This window comes from Rhodococcus sp. NBC_00297 (assembly GCF_036173065.1).
Taxonomy (GTDB): domain Bacteria; phylum Actinomycetota; class Actinomycetes; order Mycobacteriales; family Mycobacteriaceae; genus Rhodococcoides.
Window position 1 is genome coordinate 3,656,980 of record NZ_CP108041.1, and the last position, 20,410, is coordinate 3,677,389.

Here is a 20,410-nt window from a genome sequence, read left to right on the forward strand (position 1 = left end):
CTAACTACTTACTTTATACACCGTGCGCCAGTGCTCCGCTCTCTCGAATTGCCCGAACCGGCGTCGACACGGATATCCTGCTGGGGTGACGTTGCGGGGCATCGCGTTCTTCGATATCGACGGAACGTTGGTCCCGTCGATGTCGAGTGGTAGTTTTCTCGCGGCGCGACTGGGTCACCAGCAGGCGCTCGATGATGCGGAGTTGCGGTATGCCGCGGGCGAGTTGACGAATCAAGAGGTCAGCGTCATCGATGCCGAGGGCTGGCGCGGCGTGAGCGTCGAGAGCGTGGACCAGTGGCTCGAGGCGCTCCCGCTGATCAACGGAATCGACGACGTGACGGCGTGGTGTCGCAGTCATCGGATCGAACCGGTGCTCGCGTCGCTGGCGTGGCAGCCGGTCAGCAGTTCGATAGCCAGACGTTTCGGCTTCACGGCCAATGGCGGTCCCCGGGTGGGGGTATCGGGATCGAGCTTCGACGGCACCGTGGCCGAGCACTTCGACGAGTACGACAAGCGTGACCGCGCGGTCGATCTCGCGGGGGAACGGGGAGTGCCGCTGCGCCACTGCTGCGCGATCGGAGACAGCAGGTCCGACATCCCTCTGTTCGAGGTTGTCCCGACATCACTCGCGCTCAACGCCGGTGACGCCGCCCGCGAAGCCGCGACCACCGCGATCGTCACCGAGGATCTGATCGACGTGCTGCCGTGGCTCCAGGAGTGGGAACACGGGATCGACTGAGATTCGCGTCGTCTCCGCTCGCAGCGGGGCAGCGGGGCAGCGGGTGGCGGACCACACTGCTGCAACGACCACCGCCGAGCCGAATATCTGGACTGCGCTAGGGGTTTCGGTGAGCACCAGGTAGCCGAAGACGATGCCCAGGACCGGTTGGCAGAGCAGAAGTGCAGCAACGGTATCGATTCTTAGAGATCGCGAACCTGCGCTGATGACCAGCCACGCCGCGACTTGACCAATCATGGCCAGCGCCACCATCCAGCCCCATGACGCGGCGGTGATGGACAGATTGATGTCGTCCATCGCTGCCCCGATGATTCCTGCCGTCACCGCTGCCGAGGCAGTCGACACGCAGACGGGGATGACCAGGTGCCGTGGACTGCGCTGGACGGACCGCCGGTTGAGGAACAGGTACACCGCGTAGGCAACTCCGGCTGCGATGCCCAGCAGGGAGCCGCGTACAGCGTGGTCCGCTGCCGACCCGGACCCACCGATCACTCCGCCCGCCATTGCCACCCCGAGGAGCATGCACGGCGCCGCGAACATGAACCGCCGCGAGATCGACGTGCGGTCGACGACCAGCCCGAGGACAGGGAGAACGATAACCTGGACGTTGATCAGGACCGTCGCGATCGACGCACCCACGTCGAGGATGCTGCCGGTCCACATGATGTAGTCGGCTCCGAGGAATACACCCGCCATGATCGCGATCGGGTACAGATTCGCCGGCATCGCGCCTGATCGTCGGGCTTCCCTCACTGCCAACGGAACCAACGCGAACAGGGCGATGGCGCAGCGCAGGAACGCGGCGGTACCAGCGGTCACGTCGGCGAGCTTGACGAAGGTCGCCGACAACGACAGCGCCGCCGCCCCGGCGGCGACGAGAACGGCCGATCGCCCGGTGGTCGCGGCGTGGATGGCGTCGGAGGTCGGTGCACTCATGGGTCGAGCACACCAATTCGCGACTCGAAAGTCCAGGTGGTGTTACTGCCTAGTACTGATTAGCCTGAGTTTCATGTTGTCGTGGGATCGGATGAGGGTCTTCTCTGCGGTCGCCGAGCACGGCTCGGTGTCCAGGGCCGCTGCAAGCCTGCATCTGACCGGACCCGGAGTCTCGCAGCATATCCGGAGGCTGGAGAGGGAAGTGGGCGCAACTCTGGTGGAGCGGAACGGCCGCACAATTCGGCTCACGCCCGCAGGGCGAGCACTCGCCGCCCACGCGGCGGCGATGAGCGCATCGGCCCGCCTCGGGGAGAGCGACGTCGCCAGAATCGACACCGAAGTCGCCGGCGCACTTCGGATCGGCGCGGTCGCCAGCGCGCTGCGAAGGCTCGTCGTGCCTGCGCTGGCGGAGCTGACCTCGGCCTATCCTGAGGTGGCCCCCACCATCGTCGATGGTGAAGCGCACGAGCTCCTGGATTCGCTGGAGCGTCGAGCACTCGACGCGGTGGTGTTCGAATCGTGGGACAACCAGCCGACGAGGCTTCCCTGCGGCGTCCACGCTGCGACTCTGGTGACCGAGAAGACTCACGTCGCGGTGCCCGTGGGTTCGCGGCGCACCGCTGCGGCACTGTCCGAACTGACCACCGGTGCCTGGGCGGTGTGCCCGGCAGGGTCCGCGGCTCACGACGCCCTGCTTCAGCTGTTCCGAGAAGCCGGCCACGAACCGCGGGTGGCGTTCGAGGTATCGGACTACACGACTCAATTGGCACTTGTCGAAGTAGGCCTGGCAGTGGCATTGATACCCGAGACCGCGCGAGACCCAGACGCATCCGTGACGTACCTCGCTGTCGAACCCTCGATCACCCGATCTCTTCGGTTTGCGACGTCCACCGACATCCCTGCTGTCCGCGAGCTTGAACGCTTGCTGACCACGACACTGCGCAGCGACTCCGCGATCTCGCTCCGAGAATCGCAGGCGCCGATCTAGGCTGCCGCCGCGACCGCGCAGTTATCTCAGGAGAACGACATCGGCGGTACTTCGTGCCGCCGAGATATCGATGACACAGAGCCCGATCTCGCTGACAGCGACGAAACGACGCGCATCGTCGCTGGCCCGAGGTGCGCGAGCTTCCCTCGTAATTGCTTCCAGGACCATCCCCTCAGGACCGAGGAAGTGCAGCGACGTCGAACGCCACCCGGCGGTCCGGTGATCAGGTCGGACCCGTCGACGCTGATGGTCTCGACTCGGGTTCTCGATTCACTTGACTAGGTCCGGGCAAGCGCGGCTGCCGACCATGTCGGCGTCGGCCCTGTCCACCCGGCTGGAACAGCTAGATCGCAGGCGACGACACTTCCGCGCGCAGCATATGCCCGGGCGGCCCGGTCGAGTTCTCGTTGAACAGATCGGCGTAGGCCTGCGCTGCGTCGTTGGCGATGGAGATCGCATCGTCCTTGTCCGGGTCCACCACCGTGATGGCCAGGTCTCCGTTCCCCTGCACCGTGATCGTCACTGCGTCGCGGTAGTCCGACGCGGGCCCGCCCCGCGTTCGTGACAAACGATCGGCGACCGGCCCCGCATCCTGCGGTCCGTCGAAGCCGATCATGATGACCGCCGGGCGGGTCCGAGACAACTCCCCGGTAACAGCGGAGTCGTCGCGCTCCAGCCCCACGGTGACCGTCGCTGTCCGCGTGTACGAGATCGACGACGCCCACCCGAAGAATGCACCAGACGCTGCGACCAGGACCAGAGCCGCCAGCGCGAGCGCCAGCTGAACCGACCTGCGGCCGCGCCCTTTCACGCCTCTCAACGGTCACGTCCTGTCACTCGAATACACTGCGGTCGTTGGTCATCGGCCACGGTGCTCAGATGGGGGATGGGTCGATTCTGCGGTTGTGCATCAGGGTGACGATCAGGCTCGGCGCGCCGTTGATCACCAGTATCGCCGACACCGCGAGACCCATTCCCAGCCATGGCTGCGTCGACCAGAGCACGTCGGCGATCCGTAGCGCCGCCCACAGGCTCAGGAGCCATCCGATCGTCTGCAGGCGCCGTACCTTTCGCGCGGGCCGCACCGGGTAGGGGCCGAAGGTCGTCGGCAGCAACCGATCTCGGTTCTCTCTGGACACAGTTCGTGCGGCTACACAGTGCAATACGAGCGCGACCACCATCACGAGCACCGCCACTGTCATCGCCGACCTCCCCTCGTCCTCGGATTCTTTGCGCAGGTGTGCTGTCAGGAGCCTTCGGAACGCCGTCGCTCACATTCGACTCGCCTCTGCTGCTCTGCGCGTGCGCGGCACTGGCGCAGGAACTCGGCGTCCGCCTCCGGGTTCTGAGCGACGGCCCTACCGGGGCGGTGGTCGTACTCAGCGAACCCCGATGCCGATCCCCGGCGTGCGTGGTCGCTACCGCCCCAGATGCCGCCGCCGAGCGGCCGGCCTACCCCCAGCCACAGCAACGACCCCAGCAGCGGGAGGAACAGCACCACCAGTAGCCACACCATCTTCGGCACGTGGCGCACACCGGACTCGTCGGCGGTGATGACGTCGATCAGGCAGAACACCCACAACACCATCACGAGCAGGCCGAGATACGGCATGAACGCCACCACCTTCGATGAGAACGACACCGTACGGTTTCTACTGGTCGGTGGCAGAGTACCGCGCGAACGCGGCGCCGCCAATCCTGTGTGGCCGGCTTCCGCCGCTTCCCATGTCGGCGCACCTGGACGGGAGCGGTCAGGCGCGGCTGGGCGTGACAGCGAGTACTCCGCCGAGCCCGATGAGTGCGGTTCCGGCGACGCGATCGGTGACGGTGCGGGCGCGGGCGCCGCCCATGATCGACCGCAGCCGGTGCACCCCGAGGACGAACACCGCCCACCACACAACGCCGAGTGCGACGTCGAGCAAACCCAGCCCGATGATCTGGGCGGCGACAGCGCCGCCGGGGGTGACGAACTGGGGCAGGATCGCGACGAAGAACAGGGCCGCCTTCGGGTTGAGGACATTGGCGGTGAACGCTCGTCGCCACACCTGAACCAGCCGGGCCGGGGGGCGCGCGGCAGCATCAGGCCCGCCGTCTTCGTCCCGTCCGACCGTGGCCCGCCGGGAGGCGAGCAGTGCGCGCACACCGAGGTACACCAGGTATGCGGCGCCGATCCACTTCAGGACCGAGAACGCGGTCGCGCTCGCCAGTATCACCGCCGCCACACCGACGGCCGCTGCGCTCATGTGCACCAGCAGCCCGCATTGGACCCCGATTGCTGCGATCCACCCAGTTCGGCGGGAGGTGACGGCGGCAGGCATGACCACGAACCAGTCCGGGCCGGGGGTGATGTAGGCGAGGAGGGCGACACCGCAGAACGCGAGCACTGTCTCGATCGGCACGGACACCAGCGAACGCGTCGAGCGCGGGCGCGTCAAGGGGGTCCGCGCGCGGTACGTGCTGGGCGACCGATGTGGCGACGCGAACGTGGCCGGTAGGCGGCTCCGGTTGGGCGGAGGCGTGTTGATGTGCGATGTGGAAGCAGGGCGCTGGATTCGGGGTCCGGGGCATGACTGGCTGGAGGTGGACGGGCTGAGAGCGGCGATCGACTCCCGTGCCGCGATCGAGAAGCAAAGGCATCGCGATGACGGTGATGGACGTCGGTAATGAGAAGGCGTTCGAGCTGATGAAGTGGCGCTTGCAGAAGACGAACGTTCGCGTCCGCATAGTGGGCGAGCCAGTATGCGGGGCGTCGCCGCGGGTTCGTTCGGCGACGACGCATCCCGTGCGGCGTTGGCCAACATCGTCACGACACCCCCACACACGCGTGATCGGGACACAGTCCACCTAGTGGCCGAACGTCACTACTGCATCGACCGGACGCGACCTTGGCGCTTCAAGACTGCAGATACAGAAACACTGGAGGTGCGCCTCGGCTAGCAGTTGACTGGAGCAGTGAGACGACTCCTACCGTGCCACGGCCCTCCGGCCGTGCGCTGACACCGGCGAAACAGTTGTCGTGTCAGCATTCACTGTGCGCCCTCACCCCACGCCCCTGAAGCAGCCGTTCGCGGTCTGGGATATTTCGGAGTGGGTTGTGGTCAGCCAGGAGGCTCGCGGGCTCGACCCCAAGGACTGGGTAGCACTCGAGTCGGATTCGCGACGCGAGGGCCAGTCCAGGTGGTGGCTGTTCAAGCCGATCAAAGCAGCGAGTTACCGTCGGTACGACGATTGGTCGGAGAAGATCGCCTCCGAGCTGGCGAGCGTCATCGGCCTTCCCTCCGCGAGGGTTGAGCTGGCGCAGCGGGGTGCAGAGATCGGGATCATCTCCAAGAACGTCACCCCGGACGGTTCGTCACTTGAATCCGGCGACACCCTCCTCTCTGAATTCGCCGGCTATCAGTCATGTGCTGGCGACGATCGTCCCAAGAACCGCGTCGGTCACAACCTCGACAACATCGAGCGACTCCTCGACGATGTCGGTCCGTCCGGTGCAGCTACGGCGACGATGAGCGGTTTCGATCAGTTCGCCGGATACCTTCTCTTCGACGCGTGGATCGCGAACACGGACCGACACGCCATCAACTGGGGTGTGATCACGCGCAACGCGGACGGTCACCGGTCACCGGTCACTGGCCGAATCGTTCGACCACGGCAGCGCGCTGGTCTCCGGACTGCAGGACAAACACATGCCCACCAAGGATGCGACCGTGTTCGCCGCCGGCGGTTTCGCGGATCGCTTCGAAGACGGACGACGACTGACACTCGTCGATCTCGCGATATCCGCGGTCCATCGCGCCGGACCGCAGGCCCAGACCTGGATCGAGCGGATCGGCGCCGTCGATCAGGAGACCATCGAATCGATCCTGCTCTCCGTACCGGAAATGTCAGAGCTCCGACGTAGCTTCATCAGTACGCTGTTGGGGACGAACCGGAGGAGGTTGACAGCATGACCATCGAAGCCGTCGACCGCGCTCCCGATGCCGCGCCCCCCGCTCTGAGCAGGCTGCTCGTCACCCTCAGAGATCCACAGACTCGCCAGTACGTTCCCACTGGTTTCCTGCAGCAGGCGTCTGATCATTACAGCTTCGCCTACCTACGCTCCGCCCTGGAGCGGCCCGACTTCAGGCCACTCCCTGGCTTGGCGCACGCCCGTGACGGAATGATGCGTGCCGCATCCATCTTTCCCGTTTTCGCCGAGCGGGTCGTCTCGTCTCGTCGTCCGGACCGCGCGGCGTCGATGACTGCCCTCGGACTACCCGTGGGCGCCGCACCGTTCGAGGTACTCGCGCGATCTCATGGTCAGCGGGTCGGCGACACCATAGAGCTTCTACCCGCACCGGTGAGTGGGCCCGGCGACTTCGTGTCGTTCCCGTTCCTCACCCATGGAGTCCGGCACCTCGAACAGCAGGAACAAGACCGCATCGCAGAACTGCGAACCGGCGATGAACTCCGACTGGTCCGCGACACCGAAAACCTGGTCAACCCGCAGGCCTTCCTCGTCGCCGACCACGGCGACACCCGGTTGGGTTGGGTCCCTGATCCGATCATCAGTGTGGTGGAGGCCCTCACCGATCACCGGTTGATCGTCGAACGCGCGAACGGACCCGAGGTCGGCTTCCACTTCCGGCTTCTGGTCACGATCTCCGGCACTGCGCCGCTGGATCGTGGTCTCTTCACCGGCCCGGAATGGGACACCCGGTAGCAGCGATCGAGTGAGCCGGTTCACCTGACTTACCTGGCGCCAATGCTTTACCGACAGCAATCGATTCTCTACGCGGACCACCTGACACTCCACGGGCCACTCACGACTTATTCATGACTTTTATTCTGGTCGCACCTGCACCGTGGTGGTCCCGTGTGATCATGTGACTCTTAATCCGCGCTGGTCAGGTGGACTTTTGTGGTCCCAACGGGATTCCTGGGTTTAGCCGGGCATAGTCACTGGGTCCGGGGTTCGAGTCCCTGTGGGCGCACCACAAAGAGCCCCTGATCAGCAGTTATGCTGATCAGGGGCTCTTCTGGTTCCGGTGCCACTCACTACTTATGCATGACTGCAACTCGAAACTCGAGGTTTCGGGTCTTCTCCTCGGCAATATCGAACGACGCATTGTGCCTGCTCAGGCGGCTGCAAAGTTGTCTGTACCGGGTCCAATGACCTGCGGTGCAGGCTGCTCGCGCCCACTGCGACGCCTGGGGTGCCACCGTCCGCTACAGAGAGTTCGGACGGCGACATCGTCCCCCGGGCGGAGTGGGGGTTGCTGTGCATCGTGGGAGCGCCCCTGCCGTACATCTACACCGTCGAACTCCGATCTCCGACTCGACCGGGGGCGACGAGCTCATCACCGCACTGTGGACCACCACCGAATGTTGCACGCCGATTAGGGTGGGCACGTCGGCGTCCCCGAATACGCCAGCGACGAGGCGGACCGATTCTTCACCCGGCACCTGAGACAAGGCCGGCCCTACCGGTCGAGGGATCGGCGACTGTGAATCGAATATTTTCCGGGCGGGGCATAATGCAATCTCGCGTCAGAGCCCGCCGTCCGAACTTGGACGGCGGGCGAAGATCCACGAAATCTACGTCGGCTGGGAATCGAGGTCGAACGCGCCCGAGCAATTCCGCAGAGCCGGCCGCAGGTCCGCTAGCTCGTCATGATCGAGCCCACGGTCAGAGATCGGCCACCAGCGGAGCGACCTCCGTTCCCAGCAGCTCGATGCCGCGGAGCAGATCACTGTGAGCCAAGAGGGGATTGGTCATCTGCAGAGACAACCGATCCACACCGCCGAGCTGTTCGCCCACTCGCGCGATCTTGTCGGCCACCGTCTGCGGGTCACCCATGAAAAAGGCACCATTCGGTCCGGACGTCGCATCGAACTGCGCTCGGGTCGGTCGCGCGAATCCTCGCTCCCGCGAGATCTTCGTGAACATCTCGTTCCACCCGGGGTAGATGGTGTCCGCCGCCGCCTGCGTGCTCTCCGCGACGAACCCGAACACGTGCAGGCCCACCTTCAACTTCTCCGGCGCATGACCTGCCTGCGCACCCGCGCGGCGGTACAGATCGACGAGCGGCGCGAACTGGCGCGGCTCACCGCCGATGATCGCGATCATCAGCGGCAACCCCAACAGACCTGCGCGAGCGAATGATTCGGGACTGCCGCCGACACCCACCCAGATCGGCAGAGGATCCTGCACGGGACGCGGATAGATGCTCTGCCGCGTCAGCGCCGGCCGGTGCTTGCCCGACCACGTCACCTCGACGTTGTCCCGGATCTGCAGTAGCAGCTCGAGCTTCTCGATGAACAGCGAGTCGTAGTCGGCCAGGTCCAGACCGAACAGGGGGAACGACTCGGTGAACGAGCCGCGGCCCACGACCAGATCCGTCCGCCCCTTCGAGATCAGATCCAGGGTGGCGAATTCCTGGAAGACTCGCACCGGATCGTCCGCACTGAGTACCTTGACCGCACTGCCCAGCCGGATCCTTTCCGTGCGAGCTGCCGCGGCCGCCAGGATGATCGACGGAGCGGAATCGTAGTACTCGCTGCGGTGGTGCTCGCCGATCCCGAACGAGTAGAGACCCACCCGGTCGGCGAGGGTGATCTCCTCGAGCAGATGCTCCATCCGCTCGGCAGCGCCGATCACGCGGCCGTCGGTCGGGTCGGTTACGGAGGACACGAAGCTGTCCACACCTACATGCATTGCTGAGCCTCTCGGTCGGGGCCACGACATCGACCCTGGTTTAGTTTACAAGTCAACCATCTCGACCGAGAAAGTGTTCCCAAGGTTACCCACCTCTCCGCGCCCCTGATCAGCACGGCTGCTGATCAGGGGTCCTTTGTGGTGCGCCCACAGGGACTCGAACCCCGGACCTTTACTGACACTCGACGGCTATGCCGCCCCGCAACCTGGCACGCGGGGCGGCAACTGGGACAAGAACACAACCCAGCTCGACGAGCACCGCCTCGCGCAGTACAGCCAGACACAGCTACCTCGACCGAGCCGGGAGAAACACTCCATCACCGAGCCTCTCAGCTTCAAGGTCGTGGTATCGAGACGGCGGCGATACGCCGCAGCGACGGATGGACCGTGTACAGCCCTTCTCGGGCTGAGCGCACTGATCGGTCGGTTCCCCGAGCAACGCCACAGCGAAAGACAAGTGTTCTACGCCCGCTGCGCCAGTTGATGTTCACCTCCCACGCAGCCGCTGCACCGCTGGAAGGTCAGGCCAGATCAGGCGGTGGCGTGGTGGGACGGCCGGCAGCAGTGTCGCGAAGCCACTGCGGTACCTCTCGTCCGCTTCGCTCGCGGATGGCGATGGAGGCGCGGGCAGCGGCAGCAGCCACCCTGGGCCGCTCGGCCGGTCGGTCACTGCGTTCCTCGGTGGCGGTCATCGGGGGTCCTCCTGCTGCTCGCTCTGGCTGTCAGTGTCCTCGGTTTCGGTCGGCGGCACCAGCGCCCGCCGTGCCGCTGCACGGTCGGTGACAGCGACCAGAACGTCTTCCTCGGTCCTGGTGGTCAGCGCCGAGTCGGTGACCGTGGCGTAGATGTCCCAGCCGAGTTCGGCCTCGTCGCCGTTGTCACTGGTGTGCGTTCGAGGCACCATGTGATGCGTTGCCAGGCCTGGGCGCGCTTGTCTGCGACAGTGCGTTGTCGGTCGGTGAGAGGAACGCCGACGACGGCGAGGACCAATAGACGAGATGTGGTACGTCGTCTCCATGCACGTCGCTGGGGTCCGGTCGTACCCGAGGGTGTCGGCGTGGTCATGGTGGCGTCCTGTATTCACTCGGCCGCGGCCCGAATGACTTTGCTCGCAGTGCGTTTGGGTGGTCTTGCTGTTCCGTCTGTGGGCGATCGCCTTGATGATCGGAGCTGAGCTGCGAGTGATCGGCACACCGGGATGCCGGACGGCGGTTCGCCGTCCAGGGTCTGTTGTATTCGCGAGGAAAGTAGGGTTCGCGCCGCGGCTCCGTCGTGGCTCACTGCGCTGCACTCGATCGTGTCATGGTGCTCGCCACAGGGAGTCTCGATCGATGCTGTCGGGTGAGCAGTGGCCGGCGAGTGCCATGACGAGGTCGAATTCGGCAACGATATTGGCGACGACGTCGGCGGCACCGGCGGCACCGGCCAGAGCGAGTCCGTACATGTGCGGTCTGCCGATGCACACGGCGTCGGCGCCCAGGGCGAGTGCCTTGAACACATCCGACCCTGATCGGATTCCGGAGTCGAACAACACCCTCACGCGTCCGTCGACTGCGTCGACGACCCCCGGCAAAGCGTCAGCGGCTCCGATCGCTCCGTCGATCTGTCGTCCCCCGTGGTTGGACACCATGATTCCGGCGACGCCGAGATCGACGGCGCGTCGGGCGTCGTCGGGATGCAGAACGCCTTTCAAGACGATCGGCAGGGACGTGCGGTCCTGCAGTCCGGCGATATCGTTCCAGTTCAGGCTTTCTCGCGAGTAGATGTCGGTGAACGTCGTCACCGCGGTGCGCGGCTCGGGCGACAGGAGATTGGCCACGGTGCTGCCCGGTGCGTTCCGTGCGATCGAGAACAGGGTGGACAGCGCGGACAGTGCACTCGACGGGCCCGTGATGGGGAGATTCGGCTTTTCGGCGCCGGCCGCCAGGCGCTCCGCGACGATCGAACGGAACCGAGCATCCGAGGTGTATTGGCTGATGCCGATGCCACGTGAGAACGGTAGCGACCCAAGGTTGAGGTCCTGTGGTCGCCATCCCAGCAGTGTCGTGTCGAGGGTCACCGTGATCGCACTGGCACCGGAGCGCTCGGCCCGCGTGAGCAGGGAATCGACCAGGTCGTCGTCGGTCGACCAGTAGAGCTGGAACCACCGCGGGGACCCGGGCGCGATCCGGTCCATGCCGGCAGCGACCTCCTCCATCGCGACGGACCCCTGGTTGGAGAAGATGTAGGGAAGTCCCAGTGTGGCGGCGGCTTGGCCGATCAACAGATCTGCCTGTCGATGCACTGCGCCCCCGGCTCCGACCGGAGCGAACAACACGGGTGCCGGAAGCGTGAGGCCGAGGAGTTCGCTTTCGGTGGTTCTCGCAGACACGTCCCGAAGGACCCGAGGCACGATGTTCCACCGGTCGAGAGCGCGGCGGTTGTTGTCCATCGTGGTGCCGGAGCCGGCCCCACCCGCAATGTAGGCACGCGCTCGGTCGGACATCTTCGTGAGTGCACGCCGTTCCAATCCCGGGAAATCCGTGGGAACAGTCGGTGTTCGTCCGGCCACCCCCGCTGTGTAGATGTGGTTTTGGCGTTCGCGTCCGGTGGAGAGTGGCATGTGCGGATCCGTTCCCGAGTCGTGGCCCACTTGGTCGGCATTGCCGTCGACCGATCGATGGTGCGTCGGCATGGCGGGGACGGTACACGAGCTCGGATTAGCGAGGAATGCGCAGCTCAAGGGTGTGCAGCGGCACAAATTCGGTGAGGTCTCCGTGTGCGCGGTTGCCCTTGCGTCCTCGTCCGCTCGTCGTTCACCTACAAGGTTGTGCGCCGTCTCGTCATGAAAGCCGTTGCCCGTGCGACCGGGGTAACTGACAGCAATGATTCCCGACTGCTATTGCGGTCTCATCGGAACCGTGATGGTCCCACATGGTCATGTGACTCTTGATCCACGCTACTGAGGTGGGATTCATGGTCCCACTGGATTACCGAGTTCGGCCGGGGACAGTCACTGGGTCCGGGGTTCGAGTCCCTTCTGGTTCAGATGCTACTCACTACTATTTTCCGAGACCGTGGACCACAGGTCTGACGGCGAGGTGCCGATGTGACGTCGACACGGCGTGCCTGTCCGGTGATGAGTTCGGCAGCGCACCCGAGTCGACACGGCATGACTACACACACGCTCGCCGTTTCCGGCGCCACCATCACCTACGACGTCCATGGTCCACTGACCTCGGATACACCCCTGTTGCTCTTCGGTTCACCGATGGATGCGAGTGGGTTCACCACGCTCCGTACGCATTTCATCGATCGACCGGTCGTGACCTACGACCCACGCAACACCGGCCGCAGCGTCTGTGGCGAACCCACGGCTGCGGTCACGCCGTGGCAGCACGCCGACGATCTGGATGCGTTGATCACAGCGCTGGGGTCCGGACCTGTCGACGTGTTCGCGTCGAGCGGCGGCGCGGTCAACGCCCTCGTCTGCGTCGAACGCCGGCCGGGCGCGATCCGAACTCTCGTCGCCCACGAGCCACCCGCCGGTGGTGCACTCGCTGACCACAACCACATCTCGGCTGCCTGCACGCACATGGTGGAGTCCTACGACGCGGCGGGGACGGGGCCGGCGATGGCCGAGTTCATCCGCCTGGTGATGCACCGCGGTCCTGTCGACGACGCGTACCTCGCAGGGCCGGCGCCGGACCCGGCGCAGTTCGGACTCCCGACCGAGGACGACGGTTCTCGTACCGATCCGCTGATGTCGAACATGCGTGGACTGGGCGTCGATTACGTGCCCGACGTGGAGCGTCTGACGGCAGCATCGACTCGCATCGTCATCGCGGTAGGCGAAGAGTCCGGTGGGCCTGAGGACGGCGAGATGGCCGGTCGTGCAGCGTATGCGGTGGCCCGTCTGTTGGGCCAGGACGCTGTCGTCTTCCCCGGCGGACACCAGGGGTTTCTCGGTGGTGAGTACGGTCAGACGGGCCGGCCCATCGAGTTTGCCGCAGCGCTCCGGACGTGGTTGGACTGTGCTGGATGAGGCGTGCCCGAGTCTGGGTGCGGCAGCAACGGCAACTGCAGCACAGTCGGATTCTCGCAGCGAAAAGCACGCGAAGTGACCCGGCAGTCGGAGAACCTGCGCACGAGGTTCGCGCTCATTGCCGAGTGATCGTTACTGCTGCGAACAATATCGTCGAAACGTTGACTCGGTCCCGATACGACGTCGATTCTGAGTAGATGACAACCACCAACGAATCGGAGCATCTCGCGGCGGTGCAGGACCGGCTCACCGCCGCCCTGCCCGGGGTGAGCCGACACGACATCGAACAGACCGTGGCGGCCGAGTATGCCCGCTTCGAGGGACGCTCGGTGCGCGACTTCGTGCCGCTGTTCGTCGAGCGCAACGCACGAGAGGCACTGCGCTCCGTCGCACCGCACTGACACCACCTGTCGCACAGCAGTACACGGCCGCCCAGAACGTGGGCGACCGTGCACGGTGCGGACATTCACCGATCGCATCGCGCTTGCTGCAGCGCGGATCAGATCGGCCCGGGGTGTGTCAGCTGAAGAAGCTGAGTCCGTCGAGGAAGTCGCCGCTGCCGCCGAAGATGTCGGACAGGGCGCCAAGGAAGTCGACGAAGCTTGCAAGGTCGGTGATCATGGGAGCTCCCGTGGTCGAGTGGTGGTGGCAGGAATGCCTGTTTATTGGTACCGAGCACTGGTGAACGAACGGTGGATCATCGGTTGTCCCAATGGGTTGCCGCCGTGAACGGTTCCGATCAGACCGGGGTGATCACCAGCAGCTGAGCCCAGTACGCGGCGGTGTGCTCACCGAGGTAGGGGAGCAGGGTGTCGAAGAGGATGTAGGACATCGGGGGGGGGGCTCCTCGGGTCGGGTCGTGGTGGGGCTGCGCCGAGTGAGGGGTGCCCGCTCCGCGGGTAGCCGGAGTGGCGGTGCGGTGAACAGCGGGTGTCGACTCGGCTCACCGCCGGGTGGGACGGCTCGTCGGCCGTGATGATGGTGCGATGAGCACGAGTCAGGCCGAGGGCCTTCGCGGGATGATCGAGTTCGCGCGTCGGTGGTTGCCCTACGGCGGCGGTCCTGACGAGGAGATCCTCGTGACGTTCGGTGTCCCCGGGTATCAGTTCCACGAGCGGCTCGCTCGTGTCCTCGACAGCGGAGACCCGACGGTGACGCAGGCGTTGTCGGCGCCCGAGATCGCGGCGCTGCGCCTGCAGTGCCGTACCCGCTCGCTGCATCGCCACAACGTCCCCGCCTGGCAGTGATCCACTGGTCCTCGAGACGCCTCGTCAGCTACCGCTGAGTCGTCTTCGACGACACTCACCGCGACTGCGCGAGGTGGGATGCTTCCGGCCATGACCGGTCGACACGTGGGACTCGCGTTGTTTCTGGTGGTGACGGTTGCTCTCGCGTCCTACGGCGTCCTGACCACTCCTGAGCCGAGGTCGGTCGCCGAGATCGGTTCGGCCGATCGCTTCGTCTGCGCGTTGCCACAGGACGTCGGCGGCTATCTCGCGGCCCCGCCGCCGCAGCAGAGCGTCGCTCCCCGTTCGACGCGGGGCACGGTGCCCGAGGGGTTCGAGCCGGTGGCAGCCGTGGTGTGCGACATCGGTATCGGAGACCACGTCGAGGCCGACGGGACCGTGACCTACGTCGAACGCCGCTACGCCGGGGACTTCGGCAGCGCTGTGCGGGAGCTGAACGGGCCGCCCACCCGTCGCTCGATCTTCGACGCCGAATGTCTGGCGTCCGTGCTCGCTGCGGCGCCGGTCGACATGTGGCTCGTCGACGTGGACGGCCGCGCCGTACAACCGTCGTACCCGCGTGGTGACTGCGGCCTGGACAACACCCTGGGGCTCGCCGAGATTCTCGAGCTCCCGGAGGTAGAGGCCACCGAACACCGCGTCCGCCTCGATGCTGCCGGGATCACCTACTTCTACTCGTGCTCGCCGATCGTCTCGACACCGGTGCCGGGGTCTCGGTCGCTACTAGACCTGACGTTGACACCGTCCGGGTTCTGCCGCTTCGACACCGCCGGACCCGATCTGATGTTCACCGGGGCGGATCGGTACGAATCCGAGCCGTACCTCGACTGGAACGCCGCCCTCATCGACGTCGAGCCCGCCGGTCCCTGCGGTGAACGCGCGACGTCGCTGGCGACCACCTCGACGCAGTCCACGATCGGGGACGAGTTGGTCATGATCGACGTCCATATCGAACTCGACGGGTGCCGGCGCATCCTGGGCGACGGCTTCACTCCGTTGTCGGCGCCCGCCTCTGTCGTCGACTCGATCGTCAGCGCAGCGTCGTGACCTGACGTCTGTCGGCCACGTCGGGTCGAGCCCTGACGGCCGTGGTTTCCGTTGATCGCCGTTCACAGAGCAGAACGTGGTTGGGGCGCACGTTTCACCACTCGACGCCTGCATGGTTGCGCGTCGACCACGACCGTGGCACCGGATCACGCCAGTCCGGCCGCGATGGCCGCACCGAACGCCCATGTCCAACCGGTGACCAGCACGTCTCTCAGTCGAAGATCCGCCGACGGACATTGGTGTCCGCGAGGTCCACGAGTTCGTCGGCCCGGCCGGACAGGATCGTCCGAATGCCGTACAGCGTGAACCCCTTTTGCCTGTTCGAGAGTGATCTTGGGCGGGATGGAGAGTTCCTGGGCCGCAGTGACGACGTCGATGACGGCGGGACCGTCGTACGCGAACGCGTCGGTCAGGGCCGACTCGAGATCCTGCGGCTCCTCCACTCGTCGGCCGAACATCCCCAGAGCCTGAGCCACAGCTGCGAAGTCGGGGTTCTTCAGGTCGGTGCCGTAGTTGACGATGCCGGCAGCCTTCATCTCGAGCTCGACGAAATTCAGCGACGAGTTGTCGAAGATGATGACCTTGACCGGTAGGCCACTCTGCATCAACGTGATCAGCTCACCGAAACCCATCGTCAAACCGCCGTCGCCGGCGAAAGCGACCACCTGCCGTCCGGGCTGAGCGGTCTGCGCACCGATCGCCAGCGGGAGAGCGCAGGCCATCGATCCGTGATTGAACGACCCGAGCAGCCGACGCTTGCCGTTCATCGTCAGGTATCGGGCGGCCCACACCACAGGAGACCCCACGTCGACGGTGAAGACGGCGTCGTCGTCTGCCAGCTCGTTTGCCATGCGGGCCAGATACTCCGGCCGGATGGGTGTGCGGTGTCGGTCGTCCACGGCGAACGAATCGAGATTTTTGCGTGTCTTGCGGTAGTGCTTGACCGATGTGTCCAGATGCTTGCTGTCCGCCCTGGCGTGGATACGGGGGAGCAGAGCGTCCACGGTGTCGGCGACGGTACCCACCAAGCCGACGTCCAGGGTCGCTCTGCGGCCCAGATTCTGGCCGCGGATGTCAACCTGGATGATCTTCGCGTCGTCGGGGTAGAAGTTGCGGTACGGAAAGTCGGTGCCCAGCATGAGAAGAACGTCGGCATGCGAGATCGCGCGGTACCCCGAGGCGAAGCCGAGCAGCCCCGTCATCCCCACGTCGTAGGGATTGTCGTATTCGACGTGCTCCTTGCCGCGCAGTGCGTGCACGACAGGAGCCTGCAGCGCGCCGGCGATCTCGAGCAGTTGTCGATGCGCACCCGCCACACCGGCGCCGGCCAGAATGGTGATGTTGTCGGACGAGTTCAAGATCGACGCCGCCTCGTCGAGCGAGGCATCGTCGGGACGCACGTGGGACGTGGTCGCGCGGATGGCCGGGGTGGCCTTTCTCTGTTCGGCATGCGCCAGCAGCACTTCGCCCGGGACGACGACCACTGCGACACCGCGTTCCTCGATCGCCGCCCGCATCGCCATCGCGAACACGTGTTCCGCCATCTCCGGGTCACTGACCAGCTCGCAGTAGACACTGCATTCCTGAAAGAGGTTCTGGGGGTGAGTTTCCTGGAAGTACTGCGATCCGATCTCGCTGCGCGGGATGTGCGCCGCGATCGCGAGCACGGGGACACGGCTGCGGTGCGCGTCGAACAGCCCGTTGATCAGGTGGAGATTGCCGGGACCACAACTGCCGGCGCACACCGCGAGTTCGCCGGTGATCGCCGCGTCACCGGCTGCGGCGAAGGCGGCAGTCTCCTCGTTGCGGACGTGCTGCCACGTCATGCCGTCGTTCCGGCGGATCGCGTCGGTGAAGCCGTTCAACGAATCGCCCGGAAGACCGTAGACGTGGGTCACGCCGCTCTCGGTCAGGGTCTGCACGAAATGGTCTGCCACGGTCGCCATGGCGAACAGTATGCGCCGGATCCGCACCGGAAGCGTCGTGGAACGAGTGACCGATCGTCCTGGCTCGGACACTCGTGGAGATCGGTGAGGACCGGCGAAAGCGCTGTGGGCGAATACTGCAGCAGGTGCCCGGGCGAGCTCTGGGGACAGCCGGGCCTATGTCGTCCCGGGGAGCGTCAGAATGGATCCATGCAGAGAAAGACGACGAGCGGAAGGCGGTGAGCAGCATGACGAACGACGCGCCGACCGATCGTGGGCCCGTGTTCGACGGTGTCCGCATCGGTAGGCCTGCGACGGGCGCGTTGATCGACGCCGGGTATCGCACGGTGCTCGACCTTCCGGCGGACCTCGCGGTGTTGTCCGCGCTGCACGGAGTGGGGCCGTCGGCGATCAGGCGGTTGGCCGAGGCGCGCGACGATCGGCGTTGACGGGAACGATCCCTTCCACCTCCAAGGTATAGCGCACGGTGGGGCTTGCGGCAAGCCCCCGCGGTCGGCGCAGAATGGCTCGCTCGATGCCATGACCTGCACGTTTCCCCGATCGGAGCCGACCTGTGGACACCGTGTTCGCCCTGCCCCCGCACCGCCGAGCCAAGGCCGACCCCGCCTCGATCGCGGCGGATGATCGACATCTCGCCAGAATCGACGCGGCCCTGCGTCGGTCCCTCGCGGATCTCGAACGACGCCTCGCCCGGACTCGCGCCGCCCCTGGCCGATCCGGCCAGGACGCGATGGAACGCGACCTGGAGACACATCGACTCACCGCTGAGATCCGCGCAGTGCGTCGTGTCGGGCGGGACATGTGTCTCGGGCGACTCGTGCCGGCGGACGGAACGGAGCCGGTGTACGTCGGGCGGCGCGGACTCCTCGACGAGGCCGGTCATCCTCTGCTCGTCGACTGGCGCTCACCAGCAGCAGCACCGTTCTTCGCCGCGACCCCGGCACGTCCGATGGGTGCTGCCTGGCGGCGTCGTTACCGGTGGACCGGAGGACGAGTGAGCGATTACTGGGACGAGGTGTTCACCGCTGAGATCCCCGACGGCGCCGTGGCATTGGACGATCGGTCGGCCTTCGTCGCCGATCTCGGGGCGGCGCGGTCGTCCCGCATGCGCGACGTGCTGGGCACCATCGCAGCGGACCAGGATGCGATCGTCCGCGCCCCGTCCAGAGGAGTGCGTGTGGTGGACGGCGGCCCCGGAACGGGAAAGAGCGTGGTCGCGCTGCACCGTGCGGCCTACCTTCTGTATGCGGATCCGCAGGTCGGGCACCACCGCGGCGGGGTCTTGGTGATCGGACCGCACGGGCCCTACCTGTCGTACGTCGCCGACGTGCTTCCTGATCTCGGAGAGGACGGCGTCCTGGTGTGCCTGCTCGACGAGATGGTTCCCGAGGGCCGGAATGCAGTAGCGGAGGCCTCACCACGCGCCGCCGCGGTGAAAGGCTCCGCGTCGATGACGGAGATGATCGATCGCGCGATCCGCTTCTACGAGACTCCGCCCGCGAACGACATGGTCGTCGAGACCGAGTGGGGTGCAGTGCTGCTCCGGGCAGCCGACTGGGCGGAAGCCTTCACGGCACCCGACGCGGAGACTCCGCACAACGATGCGAGAGAGGAGATCTGGGCGGCGCTGAGCGACATCGTCGTCGACCGCCTCGCCGGCGACGTGTCGGCCGCCGAGCTGACGTCGTCGCTGCGGGCGATCGACGAGCTTCGCGACAGCGTCGAGTCGTCGTGGACGGTGATCGATGCTCCCGATCTCGTCGCCGACCTCTGGGCCGTGCCGGCATACCTACGCCAGTGCGCGCCCTGGTTGGACGAGGACGACAGGGCCGCGGTCCGCAGAGACCTCGGTGCGCCCTGGACGACTGCGGATCTCCCTCTTCTCGACGTGGCTCGTCGCCGCCTCGGAGACCCACGGGCGACGACAATGCGCGTGCGCCGTGCCCGGACGATCGCCTCCGAGCGTGCGCGCCGACGCGCGGTGGTCGACGATCTCGTCGAGTCCGACGATTCGGAGCTTCGTGTCATGTCGATGCTCCGCGGCGACGACTTGCAGAATATGCTGGACTACAACGAGTTTCCGACGGGCGAACCGGATCGGCTTGCTGGTCCGTTCTCCCACGTCGTCGTCGACGAGGCCCAGGAACTGACGGATGCGCAGTGGCAGATGATCCGTGCCCGCTGCCCGTCGGGCAGTCTCACGGTGGTGGGTGACCGCGCGCAGGCCCACAGCGGTTTTCCGGAATCCTGGGAGGCGCGGCTGGCGCGTGTCGGATTCACCGACGTGGCGGTGTCCACGCTCGACGTCAACTACCGCACACCGGCCGAGATCATGGCCGCGGCCGAACCGGTCATCAAAGCGGTCCTCCCCGACGCGAACGTGCCTCGTTCGGTCCGCAGCACCGGGGTGGTCGTTCGCCACGCCGGAGTGGACGACCTGGACGCGATTCTCGACGAGTGGGCCGCGGCCGGCGAGGGCGTGGCATGCGTCATCGGTATGCCGGCTCGGCCGGACACCGAGCGGATCCGTTCTCTGAGCGCACGGTCGGTCAAGGGGCTCGAGTTCGATCTTGTCGTCCTCGTCGAGGGGCCGGGTGTGGACAGCGCCGTCGACCGATACGTGGCGATGACGCGGGCGACGCGGCAACTCGTGGTGCTGAGCTGATCGACTGGTGCGGGTGGGATGGTTCCGAGACGGCATTCCTGGTGTCCCTCGTCGGTCGAGACCTCGTCTGTCTCAGGGTGGGGTCGGGGTGTTCCCGGATGTTCGGGCGAGCGGAACGTTC

The 20,410-nt window shown here is 65.9% G+C and carries 20 protein-coding genes and 1 pseudogene; 10 read left to right on the top strand and 11 right to left on the bottom strand.

Translation table 11 applies throughout. The annotated features are described in order from the left end of the window. The first annotated feature begins 85 nt into the window (after positions 1 to 85). Positions 86 to 739, top strand: coding sequence for an HAD family hydrolase (locus tag OG947_RS17205; RefSeq protein WP_328812463.1), 654 nt, complete (start codon positions 86 to 88; stop codon positions 737 to 739). Here OG947_RS17205 and OG947_RS17210 read toward each other — a convergent pair. After that, positions 623 to 1,675: a DMT family transporter gene (locus OG947_RS17210; RefSeq protein WP_328812464.1), complete on the bottom strand. Its 1,053-nt coding sequence runs from the start codon at positions 1,673 to 1,675 to the stop codon at positions 623 to 625. The two genes, OG947_RS17205 and OG947_RS17210, sit on opposite strands and share 117 nt — an antisense overlap. A 73-nt stretch (positions 1,676 to 1,748) precedes the next feature. Here OG947_RS17210 and OG947_RS17215 point away from each other — a divergent pair, with 73 nt between their 5' ends. Continuing rightward, positions 1,749 to 2,663: a LysR family transcriptional regulator gene (locus OG947_RS17215; RefSeq protein WP_328812465.1), complete on the top strand. Its 915-nt coding sequence runs from the start codon at positions 1,749 to 1,751 to the stop codon at positions 2,661 to 2,663. 343 nt (positions 2,664 to 3,006) lie between these two features. Here the strand turns inward: OG947_RS17215 and OG947_RS17220 are convergent, their stop codons facing one another. The 5 genes from OG947_RS17220 to OG947_RS17240 all read right to left on the bottom strand — a co-directional run bounded on the left by OG947_RS17220 (position 3,007) and on the right by OG947_RS17240 (position 6,279). After that, positions 3,007 to 3,345 (bottom strand): hypothetical protein, encoded by a 339-nt coding sequence (locus OG947_RS17220; protein WP_328812466.1) that lies wholly within the window; start codon positions 3,343 to 3,345, stop codon positions 3,007 to 3,009. Positions 3,346 to 3,538: 193 nt separating this feature from the next. Beyond that, positions 3,539 to 3,865, bottom strand: coding sequence for a hypothetical protein (locus OG947_RS17225; RefSeq protein WP_328812467.1), 327 nt, complete (start codon positions 3,863 to 3,865; stop codon positions 3,539 to 3,541). 44 nt (positions 3,866 to 3,909) lie between these two features. After that, a complete protein-coding gene (locus tag OG947_RS17230; protein WP_328814053.1) occupies positions 3,910 to 4,275 on the bottom strand; it encodes a PLDc N-terminal domain-containing protein in 366 nt (121 codons plus the stop codon). 139 nt (positions 4,276 to 4,414) lie between these two features. Continuing rightward, positions 4,415 to 5,062 carry a LysE family translocator gene (locus OG947_RS17235; protein WP_328812468.1) on the bottom strand — a complete coding sequence of 216 codons (648 nt, stop codon included), beginning with the start codon at positions 5,060 to 5,062 and terminating at the stop codon, positions 4,415 to 4,417. A gap of 1,001 nt (positions 5,063 to 6,063) precedes the next feature. Continuing rightward, positions 6,064 to 6,279 (bottom strand): hypothetical protein, encoded by a 216-nt coding sequence (locus OG947_RS17240; protein ID WP_328812470.1) that lies wholly within the window; start codon positions 6,277 to 6,279, stop codon positions 6,064 to 6,066. 70 nt (positions 6,280 to 6,349) lie between these two features. Here OG947_RS17240 and OG947_RS17245 point away from each other — a divergent pair, with 70 nt between their 5' ends. Beyond that, positions 6,350 to 6,613 carry a hypothetical protein gene (locus OG947_RS17245; RefSeq protein WP_328812471.1) on the top strand — a complete coding sequence of 88 codons (264 nt, stop codon included), beginning with the start codon at positions 6,350 to 6,352 and terminating at the stop codon, positions 6,611 to 6,613. Continuing rightward, complete coding sequence (locus OG947_RS17250) at positions 6,610 to 7,365, top strand: hypothetical protein (RefSeq protein WP_328812472.1); 756 nt, start codon at positions 6,610 to 6,612, stop codon at positions 7,363 to 7,365. Before OG947_RS17245 ends, OG947_RS17250 begins: the two co-directional genes overlap by 4 nt. Positions 7,366 to 8,331: 966 nt before the next feature. Here the strand turns inward: OG947_RS17250 and OG947_RS17255 are convergent. The 4 genes from OG947_RS17255 to OG947_RS17270 form a co-directional block, all read right to left on the bottom strand. Next, positions 8,332 to 9,360, bottom strand: coding sequence for an LLM class flavin-dependent oxidoreductase (locus OG947_RS17255; RefSeq protein ID WP_442973068.1), 1,029 nt, complete (start codon positions 9,358 to 9,360; stop codon positions 8,332 to 8,334). 521 nt (positions 9,361 to 9,881) lie between these two features. After that, positions 9,882 to 10,052, bottom strand: a complete 171-nt coding sequence (locus OG947_RS17260) for a hypothetical protein (protein ID WP_328812474.1) — start codon at positions 10,050 to 10,052, stop codon at positions 9,882 to 9,884. After that, positions 10,049 to 10,264, bottom strand: a complete 216-nt coding sequence (locus OG947_RS17265) for a hypothetical protein (RefSeq protein WP_231476300.1) — start codon at positions 10,262 to 10,264, stop codon at positions 10,049 to 10,051. Before OG947_RS17265 ends, OG947_RS17260 begins: the two co-directional genes overlap by 4 nt. Positions 10,265 to 10,660: 396 nt before the next feature. Next, positions 10,661 to 11,962, bottom strand: coding sequence for an alpha-hydroxy-acid oxidizing protein (locus OG947_RS17270; protein WP_222638537.1), 1,302 nt, complete (start codon positions 11,960 to 11,962; stop codon positions 10,661 to 10,663). Between the two features lie 549 nt (positions 11,963 to 12,511). Here OG947_RS17270 and OG947_RS17275 point away from each other — a divergent pair. From OG947_RS17275 to OG947_RS17290, 4 genes are all read left to right on the top strand, one after another. After that, positions 12,512 to 13,384 (top strand): alpha/beta fold hydrolase, encoded by an 873-nt coding sequence (locus OG947_RS17275; protein ID WP_328812475.1) that lies wholly within the window; start codon positions 12,512 to 12,514, stop codon positions 13,382 to 13,384. A gap of 197 nt (positions 13,385 to 13,581) precedes the next feature. Next, positions 13,582 to 13,785 carry a three-helix bundle dimerization domain-containing protein gene (locus tag OG947_RS17280; RefSeq protein WP_027505531.1) on the top strand — a complete coding sequence of 68 codons (204 nt, stop codon included), beginning with the start codon at positions 13,582 to 13,584 and terminating at the stop codon, positions 13,783 to 13,785. Between the two features lie 585 nt (positions 13,786 to 14,370). Beyond that, the gene (locus OG947_RS17285) at positions 14,371 to 14,631 is read left to right on the top strand and encodes a hypothetical protein (RefSeq protein WP_222649436.1); all 261 of its coding nucleotides are present in this window, start codon (positions 14,371 to 14,373) and stop codon (positions 14,629 to 14,631) included. A 90-nt stretch (positions 14,632 to 14,721) separates the two neighbouring features. Then, on the top strand, positions 14,722 to 15,678 hold the full coding sequence (locus OG947_RS17290) for a hypothetical protein (RefSeq protein ID WP_328812477.1): 957 nt from the start codon (positions 14,722 to 14,724) through the stop codon (positions 15,676 to 15,678). 211 nt (positions 15,679 to 15,889) lie between these two features. Here OG947_RS17290 and poxB read toward each other — a convergent pair. Then, positions 15,890 to 17,624, bottom strand: a pseudogene (gene poxB, locus OG947_RS17295) (ubiquinone-dependent pyruvate dehydrogenase). Positions 17,625 to 17,851: 227 nt separating this feature from the next. Here poxB and OG947_RS17300 point away from each other — a divergent pair. Beyond that, positions 17,852 to 18,052 (top strand): helix-hairpin-helix domain-containing protein, encoded by a 201-nt coding sequence (locus OG947_RS17300; protein ID WP_222647489.1) that lies wholly within the window; start codon positions 17,852 to 17,854, stop codon positions 18,050 to 18,052. Positions 18,053 to 18,177: 125 nt separating this feature from the next. Further along, a complete protein-coding gene (gene helR, locus OG947_RS17305; RefSeq protein ID WP_328812478.1) occupies positions 18,178 to 20,289 on the top strand; it encodes an RNA polymerase recycling motor ATPase HelR in 2,112 nt (703 codons plus the stop codon). The last annotated feature ends 121 nt before the right edge of the window (positions 20,290 to 20,410 follow it).